Below are 10,693 nucleotides of genomic sequence, written 5' to 3' on the forward strand. Positions count from 1 at the left end.
AAGAATCCAGAATTGGATACTCAATAGGCATCGATTGGGTGGACGGCGGCCCGAGCTTTCAGGAGGGAGATGAGACGGTGCTTCAGGCCAACATGACCTTCCACCTCCTCATTGGTATCTTTGAGAAGACCGATGGTTACATCTTCAGTGAGACCGTTCGCGTGACCGATAATGGCGCGAAGTCGCTGAGCAATATGTCACGCGACCTGCTGGTAAATTGCTGACTTTTTGGGATTGCGATGCCCGGCGCAGCACCAATACGATGCGCCGGCATGCACACCGCCAGGCTGCGCTAACGTGTGTTTCGCACGGCAACTTTTTCGAGGATTTCGCGCCCGCAGACTTCATCCAGACGAAGGCTTGCGATCGGCATTGTGGTTGGCCAGATATTCGAAGATGGCGCTCTGAAGTTCGGTGATGCTTTGAAGCCAGATGCGTTTTCCGGTGATCTCTGCAAAGAAGCGCTCGACCATGTTGAGCCACGACGCTGAGGGGGTGAAGTGAAGATGGAACTGTGAATGTTGCTTGGTCCAGTATTTCTCGCCGGGGTCTTATAAGTGGCATACAGATCAGCGGCATCACCGCGTTAACACAACTCAGCAGGACCGCTGACATGGAGAAGCGCGCCGAGATTGTCAAGAAGCTCAACAACATTCTAACGGACAGCTGAAGCGCGAATTCGTGCTGGCGTCGCGGAGCGTTGGCACCCCGCCGCGCCGGATCATCTTTCGCCACGTGTTGCCCAATGTGATGTCGCCGATCATTGTCACAGCCACTCTCGGGATCGCAACGGCCATTATCACGGCAAGCCTGCTGTCGTTTCTTGGTCTGGGCTTTCCGCCGGACGACCTGGGGGCGACTGCTCTATGACGGGATTGGACACATGCAGATCTACCCGCAACTAGTGCTGTGGCCTGGGATTGCGATTTCGCTCACCGTCCTTAGCGTGAACTACATCGGCGACGGCCTCAGGGATGCGCTCGATCCGCGACTGCGGCGGCGATGCATTGGCATTGCGCCCATGGCCGCTTCCCTCGCTCAGCAAACGCCGATAGCGGTAGAGAACGTTGGGCGCTACACCGCGCGCCGGGCTACCAACGAGGTCTCCCGCCCGGCTCAAGACTGTCCGCGATGATCAGCAGCTTCTGCTCCCTCGACCAGTGCCGCAGACGCCTTGTGCTCCTGATCACCTGGATGCGCTGTTGATCCTCCGACATAAGCCGATCTTCAAGGATCCTTGAGCCTTTCCGGTAGCCAGTCGAAAATGTAGGGCAGTTCCAATGACGCCGCGGTCGCGGCACGGTTCCCCGGAAGCGATGGGAGGATGATCCATTCGGTTCAGACAGGTGATAGTGCAACATACGTTGCAAAGATGACCGAGTCTGTTATCGTGTCGGGCAAGCATGGCCATTTGTGTCGGGCGAGGTGGCATGAAGCATGATGTTTGAAACGGTTGTTTACGAAATCCGGGACGGTATCGCCGAAATTCGCCTGAATCGGCCGCACCGGCTAAACGCAGTGGTGCAGCAATTGTATGACGACGTTCTGGAGGCTCTCAATCAAGCTGAAATAGACAAGAACGTGCGCGTGATTGTGTTGACCGGAGAAGGGCGCGCATTTTGTGTCGGCGCCGATATGAAGGAGCACAAATCCGGCCGCTCGGACTTTGAGAAGAGGCAATATCTGATGAGCGAACAAAGGGTGTGCAGACGTCTCCTCTCATATCCAAAGCCGATCATTGCGGCTGTGAACGGCTATGCGCTCGGTGCCGGCGCGGAGATGGCCATCGCTTGCGATTTCATGGTAATCGCCGCATCGGCGCGGATCGGATTTCCCGAGATTGGCCTTGGTGCATTCCTCGGCGGTGGCGTCACGCATATCCTCCCAAGACTTGTCGGCCTGTCAAAGGCGCGTGAGCTGATTTTCTTAGGCCAGCAGATCGACGGAGCAGAAGCGGTCCGTATCGGGCTGGCATCACGCTGTATCCCCGACGATGAGTTTACCGAAGGCATCCGCACTTTGGCGGTCGAACTCTCAAAGGGGGCACCATTCTCGATGCAGCTTGCGAAAGAACAGTTGGCCTCGGCTGCTCACGGGACGTTCGACGCTGTGCTCATCGCTGAGCTTGAGGGCATGATGTTTTGTTCGACTACGCGCGATTGGCATGAGGGCGTCGCCGCTTTCGCCGAGAAGCGTCCGGCGATCTTCCGAGGGGAGTAACGATGGTTTCGAACGAACTGCTCCCCATTTTGTACCCCAACTGCATTGCAATCATCGGCGCGTCCAACAATCCCACGAAGCGGGGATATAGGTCACTGAGAAAACTGTTGGATGACGGCTATGCTGGAGCGATTTACCCCATCAATCCGAAGGAGACTGAAGTATGCGGCGTCCGTTGTCTACCTAGCCTAGGCACTGTGCCAGGGCCTGTCGATCTTGCGCTGATCTGTACGCCTGCTGCGACGGTTCCTTCAGTCATGGCCGAATGCGCCGCCAAAAAGGTGCGCGGCGCCGTGATTCTGGCGGGAGGCTTCGCGGAGACTGGAGACGATGGCAAGCGGCTCCAGGATGCGGCCCTCGCCGCTGCGCGCCTTGGTGGCGTGAGGGTCATAGGGCCCAACACCTCTGGTATTTTCAATACCCACAAAGCCTGTAACCTCGTCGGCTTTTCGGAGTTGCGCAAGGGTAGTATTGGGCTGTTGTCTCAATCCGGAAACATGGCGCTATCGCTCGTCACGGAAGTGCAAGCCAACGGCCATCTCGGCTTGAGCACCTATGTCGGCGTCGGGAACGAGGTCGACATAGGCTTTGACGAGTATCTCGACTACTTTTCGGCTGATCCCAACACGGACGTCGTGATTGCTTACGTTGAAGGACTGAAAAATGGCCGCCGCTTCTTGAACGCCTTGAAGCGCATCTCGCTAGAAAAACCCGTCGTTATCTACAAATCCGGCCGGACAAATGCAGGGCACATTTCCGCGAAGTCCCATACCGGCGCTTTGGCTGGCGAATATGCGATCAACGAGGGTGTCCTGAGGCAAGCCGGCGCAGTCATCGCGCACCGATCCGACGAGATCCTGCCGATAGCGGAAGCACTATCGTTGTTACCGGCGCTGCGCTCGCGCCGCATTGCCATCCTCTCGGACGGCGGGGGTCATGCGACCATTGCGGCCGACGCCTCATGCGAGCGCGGACTGGTGCTCAGTTCCTTGAGCGACGAGACACGACGGCGGCTTGCGGCGGTGCTTCCTCCGGCCGCGTCGGTGATCAATCCAATCGACGTTGCCGGCGGTACCGATGCAGATCCATCAGTTTTTGCCGTTTGCGCAGATATTCTGCTGCAAGACTCGGCTGTCGACGGACTTCTTATCACCGGCCTCTATGGCGGATATGCGGTCCGCTTCTCACCAGACTTGCTCGCCGCAGAGCTCGGTGCGACGGCCATGATCAGCGCGATGCCGCACCGGTTTGGAAAGCCCGTGATCATTCACAGTTTGTACAATGTGCTTCAATCACACCAGCGGCCATTGCCGTTGGCAAACACGCATCGAGCCGGTATTCCCGTGCACAATTCCCTTGAGACCGCTATCCGCTGCATGCAAGCTTTGGCCGAGTACAATGAGGTATGCCGCACCTTTGAATCGTTGCCGCCTCGAGCTGAGTCCGGCGGCGTGTTCGCGCAGGTGCTCGCACAATGCGCGACCGAGGGAAGGCGGGTCGTTTTGGAGCACGAAGGGCGAGCCAGCCTGCGCGACTTCGGGCTCGATTTCGGTCCGACTTTTCTGGCCACTGCCGAAAGTGAGGCCGAAGAGGCTTTTCGCCGGCTCGGTGGACAGCCGGTCGCAATGAAAATCGTATCGCGTGACATCCTGCACAAGACGGAGGCTGGCGGCGTCAAACTCGACGTTACAGATGCCGCATCAGTGCGCCGCAGCTTCCTCGAGATCGTCGCCAACGCCAAGGCCGCAGTAACTAATCCGAATATTGCCGGGGTCCTAGTTACTCCGATGGCCGCAAAGAGCGGCGTTGAGGTGATCGTCGGCATCGTGCGCGACCCGGTATATGGTCCAGTAATGATGTTTGGGCTGGGCGGAGTCCTCGTCGAAGTTGTCAAAGATGTAGTTTTCCGCTCGCTTCCGCTCTCCCGGAGTGAGGCCTTAGCTATTTTGGACGAAATCAAGGGCCGAGCGCTTCTCGACGGCGTGCGCGGAGCAGCGCCGGTCGATCGAGGCGCGCTCGCAGACTTGATGGTGAGTATTTCGAGCTTCGTTGAAGCTTTCCCGGAGATCGACGAACTAGACTTGAATCCCGTCCTTGCTTATCCCCACGGCTTGACCGTTCTGGACGTTCGCATCCTTCTCAACGAGTTTTCCGAAGCGCACTCGACACACAAGCAAGGGATTGAGGCATGACCGATCTGCCGAGACTGATCGACGCGAAAGTCGGGGTGAGCGATCGTGTCGCGGTGCTCTGTTTGATCCCGGGCTTTGATGGGGCATCCTTATCATCCGAATCAAGGGATGCGTTATGGGCCAAGTTCTGCATGGGAGCGCCACGACGACAGAGGCGGTCCGTCGAGCGATACAACATAGTCAAGAGAGCCTGAGGGCGCTGGCCAAGCGCTACGGGATCAACCAGAAGACGGTCGCGAAGTGGCGGGAGCGGACCTCAACAGCCGACCTTCCGACGGGACCGAAAGAGCCGCGGTCGACGGTTCTTTCCGTTGAGGAGGAAGCGATCATCGTCGCGTTCCGGCGCTACACTCTGCTGCCGCTCGACGACTGCCTCTATGCGCTGCAGCCGACGATTCCGCACCTGACACGATCGTCATTGCACCGTTGCCTGCAGCGCCACGGCATTGGCCGTCTGCCCGACATCGAAGGCGACAGGCCGGCGAAGAGGAAATTCAAGAGCTACCCGATCGGCTACTTCCACATCGACATTGCCGAGGTCAGGACCGAGCAGGGCAAGCTGCACATGTTCGTCGCTGTCGACCGCACCTCGAAGTTCGCCTTCGTCGAGTTGCATGAGAAGGCCACCACCGCGGTATCGAGAGAGTTCCTGCTGCGGTTGATTGCGGCCGTTCCCTATAAGATCCACACCGTGCTAACCGACAACGGCATCCAGTTCACCACCCCCGGTGCCGGTGGCTCGGCGGTGCCGCTGATCAAGGAGGCAATCGCCAATGGCGAAATCTTCCGCGCTCACGCCTTCGAATACGCCTGCGCCAAGAACGACATCGAGCACCGCACAACCAAGGCTAGGCATCCGTGGACCAACGGCCAGGTCGAGAGGATGAACCGGACTATCAAGGACGCTACGGTCAAGCGCTTCTACTACGAGAGCCACGACCAACTCCGCAGTCATCTCGCTGACTTCGTAGCCGCCTACAATTTTGCTCGCAGGCTCAAGACCCTCAAAGGCCTGACGCCCTATGAGTTCATCTGCAAGGCGTGGGCCACCCAGCCCGAACGCTTCAGGCTAAATCCGCTCCAGCAAATGCCGGGACTAAACATCTAGCGATCGAGGCTGGCCTTGGTAGTATCTCTCTGCGAGAGACCGCCTGCTCTATCAGGAAAAACAGTCGAAACTCCGATTCTCGTCCACAAGCTCACTCTGATCACACGGGTTGAATTGTGAACAGAGAGTGCGGTCGCGTAATCAACCGACCCGCTCGCCCCGGCGAAGGCCAGCATTGGGAGATCAGTTCGCGCCATTCCTTTTGTGTTTCCGACCGCCAGTATTTTTCGCCGCTGAAGAGGCCGGCTTGGGCGGGCGAAGCGCTTGAGTCTGGGTTCTCGATTTCATGTGCGTGTTGAAATCTGCCAGATGAGCATCGAATCGCAGCAGGGATTCACGGGCGGCTTGTGCACGCTGTCCGGCAATCAATGCCCCCAGCACTTCCGCCACTGCAAACGCAGGTGTCATAGTGTGAAAGAATGACGGACTTTTTGTTTGGACAAGGACGACGTCGTCGGCGACGCGGGCGAGTGGAGCAACCTCGCTGTCGGTAATGGCGACAATGGGAATGCCGCGACGATGCGCAAATTTCGCGAGGTCAACCGTTAGGCGTGTGTAAGGGAACACGCTTGTCGCAAACAGCACGTCCTCCGGGGCGGCACGGGCAAACGCATCCGTTCCCGTGCCGGCAACCGCATCGAGCAGGACTGATTTTTCCCCGATAATGGACAAGATATAATGCAGATGCCACACAATCGAGTGGCTCGACCGCAGGCCGATGCAATAGACGCGTTTGGCAGACGCAAGGCGCCGCGCGGTCGATACTATCGCGTCAAGTTGGGAGGATTCGGTCAGTTGGACGATTTGCGCCGCTTGTGTTTGAAGAATCTCGCGAGCGAAACCGTGGTCGCCCTTGCGTTTCTGGGTGACTACTTGCGCGTCAGCTTTTCGTGCGAAACCCACATCGCCGCTGCGAACCGCGTCAGCGTACATTTGTCGAAGTTCTTCGTAACCCCCCAGGCCAAGATGCTTGGCCAGTCTTGTCATAGTGGCTGGCTGCACCCCGGCCAGACGCGCTTGATCCCGCATGGATAGCAGCGCCACGTCATGTGGATGATCGATGATGTAGCGCGCCGCCAATTGGAACTGCTCCGACATTGCGTCGAAGCCGGTAACTAATTGCTCCGAAAGGGGTCCCTCAGCCATTGTCGAGACGTAGCGAAATGTGTTGACCTATGCAACAGGTGTTCCATCGTTCGCCACAGGTCCCACGGGTTTCAACTCGCGGCGAAGTCTTCGAGGAGGCTGAACTACGCGACTACAGGTCTTGCCAGGCTTGACGCAGCTCGGCTGCACCAGCGCTGCGAAGGCCAACTTCTTGGAGAGCTTTCGCTACACCAGTGACCAACTCGGCATTTGACTCGGCCAGCTTCCCGTCGGCAAGCCGGCGGTTGTTCTCAAAGCCCACGCGTATATGTCCGCCGAGCAGAGCCGCCGCGGTCACGCAGGCGGTTTCGCGTTCGCCGAAAGCGCAGACGCTCCAATGGGCAAAACGCGGCTTAGCCGCGTCGATGAACGGCAACAGGTCCGCCGGACGCGATTTCTGACCCGGGGTGTGACGGCCTAGCACGAAAAGAACCGGAACATCATTCCACGGGATCAGGCCTCGGCGGTGATACTCGTTCAGACGGAACGTCTCGTCCGGATCGTAAAGGATGACCTGCGGCAGAATTTCCTCGGCGCGGATCCAAGACAGCAACGATGCGAACCCGGATTCGTGAGCCTGGGTCGGGACCAGTTCGCGTAACGCCAAAGAAACGGCCTGCGGCCGGGTCTCCTTGATGACCGCGATCTGTTGCTCCGGAGTGTAGCGACCAAGCGCTTCGCTCGTGATCTGGACGATCATTTCATCGCCGACGACTTCGCCGATGGCTTGCATGACCTCGCGATATGCCGACGCATCGAGGAGATGTCCGCCATCTTGATCCCGCACGTGGACATGGATAAGGCACGCGCCCGCATCGAGACACTCCCGAGCCGTGCGCGCCAGTTCAACCGGGCCGAGCGGCAGGGAAGGATGGTCGGCCTTACTGAGCCTGCCACCATTGGGAGCCACGCAAATCGCTGTCGGCTGTTCGCCATCGCTCATTTCCATTCGCCTCCTGACTCCGTATTCCAGGCTAGACGAGGAGCTAACGTGCAGGCGGCCCCAGTAAGTCCTGGCACAATTACCAATGATCCATGCAGAACATCATTGCAAGCGTGTGAAACATCCGTCGCACGCGACATTCAGGCCACTAAGCATGCCGTCCGCCCACGCCTCAGATAGGCAGGATTATGATCAGCGCTCAGGGGGCAAGGCCGCGTTCGTCTCCAGCGCTCAGAGGAGTGATCCGCGCGGTGCATCGGAAAGAACTTGAAACATATGTTGCGTAAGGGATCGAGACTGCTTAGTGTCAGCGATCGGAAAGCAGGGATCTAATCATGTCTCCGACTGATCGTGCAGTTGGGGCAAGCATGAGACTTTCATGAGCAAGATTTTGCATCGCTCGATTCACGCCGACCTGCCGGTGGCTGTTGGCGGTCGTGGGATCGAGTTGTTCGATGCCGATGGCAAGGCTTATATCGACGCGTCTGGTGGCGCCGCCGTGTCGTGCCTGGGTCATAGCCATCCGGACGTGCTGACGGCCTTACACGCTCAGCTCGACAAACTCGCCTACGCCCATACGGGTTTCTTTACCACCGAAATCGCCGAACGGCTGGCGGATCGACTCATTGCGGATTCGCCGGATGGTATCGACTACGTCTATTTGGTCAGCGGGGGCTCGGAAGCGATGGAGGCAGCGCTGAAAATGGCGCGCCAGTACTTTGTTGAGAAAGGAGAGAGTCAGCGCAGACACATCATCGCTCGCCGTCAAAGCTATCACGGAAATACACTGGGCGCGCTGGCAGCTGGCGGCAATGAGTGGCGCCGGGCCCAGTTTAGCCCACTGCTTGTCAAAACCCACCATATAGCGCCATGCTATGCATATCGCGGTCGCTTTGCTGGCGAAAGCGAGTATCAGTACGGAGAGCGCGTCGCCAACGAGCTGGAGGCGAAAATCCTCGAACTCGGATCCGATGAGGTGATCGCATTCGTTGCGGAAACGGTCGTTGGGGCGACGGCAGGCGCGGTGCCAGCTGTAGACGGCTATTTCAAGAGGATCCGCAAGATTTGTGATCGCCACGGCGTTCTCCTGATCCTTGACGAGGTGATGTGCGGCATGGGGCGCACCGGAACGCTGCATGCATACGAACAGGAAGGCATTGTGCCTGACCTAGTCGCGATCGCGAAAGGGTTGGGCGGCGGCTATCAGCCGATCGGCGCAGTACTGTTGGGTCACCGTATTTACGATGCGTTCGCGACAGGGTCGGGCTTCTTCCAACATGGCCATACGTATATGGCGCACCCGATGGCTGCAGCGGCCGCTCTCGCAGTGCAGGACGTCATCCGGGAGAAACGTCTCCTCGACAACGTTGTCCGGATGGGGGACCTGCTCAAACTTCGGCTCCAAGAGCGCTTCCATAACCATCATCATGTCGGTGACATCCGCGGGCGCGGCCTCTTCCAGGGGATAGAAATCGTTGCCGATCGCGGAGACAAGTCGGCGTTCGACCCGGCGCGGAAAGTCAATGCCGCCATTAAACGAGAAGCCATGGTATGCGGGCTGATGGTGTACCCGATGGGTGGCACGATCGATGGCGTGTTAGGTGACCACATCTTGCTCGCGCCCCCGTTCATCGTCAGCGCCGGTCAGATCGACACGATTGTGGAGCGTCTGGGCGACGCCGTAGACGCCGCGGTCGCCCGTAGCGTTGCCTGATCAAGACAGAGTCTGCGGCACGTGGCGCGAAGATCAAAATGGAATAACCGATGCCCAAAATGTGAAGCCGCCGACGTGCAGCTGAAAGGCTGCGTCGCAGGGCTTTCAAAGAAGCGCAGGCTGAAACGCGAGATCAATTGGAACTCGAGTTTCGCCATGTGTCATCGCCACGGGTTTGAGATCATCCCCAGTTTGCCTATGGTCAAGGAGGCGCATCCAGGGCCTTGCAAGGCGGCCTTATCCTTGGAATTCTTGAGCTTGATGATGTCTATCGCCCGATAGCCCTTGCCGTATTCCGCGGAAAGGATCCTCTTGTGGATCCGGGATCTTTGGCCGACTTATCGTCACGGAAACGGTAGAAGGCGCATTGGCGGAGACCGTTATTCGCGGGACCCCGTCACTCGAAGCCGCTTGTGTCACAGCTGCTCGGCGTTTGGTCGAACGAGGCGCCGGGATGATTTCTGCTGACGGTGACTTTTTTATCCGACATCAGGCGGCGGCTTCAACAGCTAGCACCTGCGCAGAAACTTGCGGTAATAACCGCTGATTCAAGACACTGCAGTGAAGACCTGTTTGGTATCGAGAATCCGGCAGATCGAGCGAGAGTGGTCGTCGGCGGGATCGAAGAGGGCGAATACGTACGCAATGCGTTGGCACGTCCATTCATCCGGACCAGCGTTGATCAGATCGAGCAGGAGGTCGCAGCATGTGTTGCACAACTCCGCGCCAAGTATCCCGACATCGGGATGCTACTCTTCGAATGCACAGGGTTCCCATGCGTGACAGATAGCCTACGCCGTAAGACAGGGTTATCCATCTACGACATAACGGACCTTTGTCGGTTCACCCTTGCGGCCATCGCCAAGCCCGCGTTGCGCTGAACAATGTCCGTGAGTCTACACGTGCTACCCCGAATTCAACAGCCCGACTGGGGCGTTGTCCCGACAGTAAGGCTATCGTGCGGCCAGATGCCAACAATCTGAAATCTGCATTTTACACGAGCTGCTATTGCGGGCGAGGTTCGCCAAGCCTGAACAGGACTGTTTCCGTGCATTCGGAATATCCTGAGAACCGGTCAATGGAGATGAATGTGCGGTTAAGCAGAGATGAGATGAGGGGTAAGGCCCAGACGGTGCTGGGTCTGGTTGACCCGGCGACGCTAGGCCAGACGTTGATGCACGAGCATCTCTTCTGGGATTTTATACAGCCGGGTCGACAGGATGCGTCGAGCACCGGCGGTCCCGACCCGCGCGACTACTGGAAACTATTGATGGGTGGCGCCGCCGATCCGCGCGACATTAGGCAGAAGGATCGCGGGGTGGCTGCTCGCGAGGCCGCTCGCATGGTCGAGGCAGGTGGCGGGACAATCG

Annotated in this window: 7 protein-coding genes and 3 pseudogenes; 7 read left to right on the top strand and 3 right to left on the bottom strand. The window is 58.3% G+C overall.

Annotated elements, in window-relative coordinates:
* A pseudogene (locus tag AC0ZT5_RS34440) lies at positions 1-224 on the top strand (M24 family metallopeptidase); the annotation flags it as partial.
* 132 nt (positions 225-356) lie between these two features.
* Here AC0ZT5_RS34440 and AC0ZT5_RS34445 read toward each other — a convergent pair.
* Positions 357-533: pseudogene (locus AC0ZT5_RS34445) on the bottom strand (IS630 family transposase); the annotation flags it as partial.
* 139 nt (positions 534-672) lie between these two features.
* Between AC0ZT5_RS34445 and AC0ZT5_RS34450 the strand changes: the two are divergent.
* From AC0ZT5_RS34450 to AC0ZT5_RS34465, 4 genes and pseudogenes are all read left to right on the top strand, one after another.
* Positions 673-991 (top strand): annotated as a pseudogene (locus AC0ZT5_RS34450) (ABC transporter permease); the annotation flags it as partial.
* Positions 992-1,437: 446 nt separating this feature from the next.
* A complete protein-coding gene (locus tag AC0ZT5_RS34455) occupies positions 1,438-2,220 on the top strand; it encodes an enoyl-CoA hydratase/isomerase family protein (RefSeq protein ID WP_488500073.1) in 783 nt (260 codons plus the stop codon).
* A 2-nt stretch (positions 2,221-2,222) separates the two neighbouring features.
* The gene (locus AC0ZT5_RS34460; RefSeq protein ID WP_488500074.1) at positions 2,223-4,412 is read left to right on the top strand and encodes an acetate--CoA ligase family protein; all 2,190 of its coding nucleotides are present in this window, start codon (positions 2,223-2,225) and stop codon (positions 4,410-4,412) included.
* 115 nt (positions 4,413-4,527) lie between these two features.
* Positions 4,528-5,520 carry an IS481 family transposase gene (locus AC0ZT5_RS34465; RefSeq protein ID WP_488500075.1) on the top strand — a complete coding sequence of 331 codons (993 nt, stop codon included), beginning with the start codon at positions 4,528-4,530 and terminating at the stop codon, positions 5,518-5,520.
* A gap of 183 nt (positions 5,521-5,703) precedes the next feature.
* Here the strand turns inward: AC0ZT5_RS34465 and AC0ZT5_RS34470 are convergent, their stop codons facing one another.
* Positions 5,704-6,666, bottom strand: coding sequence for a MurR/RpiR family transcriptional regulator (locus AC0ZT5_RS34470; RefSeq protein WP_488500076.1), 963 nt, complete (start codon positions 6,664-6,666; stop codon positions 5,704-5,706).
* A gap of 112 nt (positions 6,667-6,778) precedes the next feature.
* Positions 6,779-7,615 carry a beta-keto acid cleavage family enzyme gene (locus tag AC0ZT5_RS34475; protein ID WP_488500077.1) on the bottom strand — a complete coding sequence of 279 codons (837 nt, stop codon included), beginning with the start codon at positions 7,613-7,615 and terminating at the stop codon, positions 6,779-6,781.
* 373 nt (positions 7,616-7,988) lie between these two features.
* On the opposite strand from AC0ZT5_RS34475, the gene AC0ZT5_RS34480 reads away from it, so the two are divergent.
* Both AC0ZT5_RS34480 and AC0ZT5_RS34485 read left to right on the top strand, forming a co-directional pair.
* Positions 7,989-9,323 carry an aspartate aminotransferase family protein gene (locus AC0ZT5_RS34480; RefSeq protein WP_488500078.1) on the top strand — a complete coding sequence of 445 codons (1,335 nt, stop codon included), beginning with the start codon at positions 7,989-7,991 and terminating at the stop codon, positions 9,321-9,323.
* Between the two features lie 1,111 nt (positions 9,324-10,434).
* The coding region (locus AC0ZT5_RS34485) for a phosphotriesterase family protein (protein WP_488500079.1) at positions 10,435-10,693 on the top strand (259 nt) is incomplete at its 3' end.

It is taken from the genome of Mesorhizobium sp. CNPSo 4670 (assembly GCF_057784235.1).

Excerpts from the sequence above, each read along its gene's own strand:
- AC0ZT5_RS34455 (WP_488500073.1), top strand. The coding sequence starts at position 1,438 with ATGATGTTTGAAACGGTTGTTTACGAAATCCGGGACGGTATCGCCGAA.
- AC0ZT5_RS34470 (WP_488500076.1), bottom strand. The coding sequence starts at position 6,666 with ATGGCTGAGGGACCCCTTTCGGAGCAATTAGTTACCGGCTTCGACGCA.
- AC0ZT5_RS34465 (WP_488500075.1), top strand. The coding sequence starts at position 4,528 with ATGGGCCAAGTTCTGCATGGGAGCGCCACGACGACAGAGGCGGTCCGT.
- AC0ZT5_RS34480 (WP_488500078.1), top strand. The coding sequence starts at position 7,989 with ATGAGCAAGATTTTGCATCGCTCGATTCACGCCGACCTGCCGGTGGCT.
- AC0ZT5_RS34460 (WP_488500074.1), top strand. The coding sequence starts at position 2,223 with ATGGTTTCGAACGAACTGCTCCCCATTTTGTACCCCAACTGCATTGCA.
- AC0ZT5_RS34475 (WP_488500077.1), bottom strand. The coding sequence starts at position 7,615 with ATGGAAATGAGCGATGGCGAACAGCCGACAGCGATTTGCGTGGCTCCC.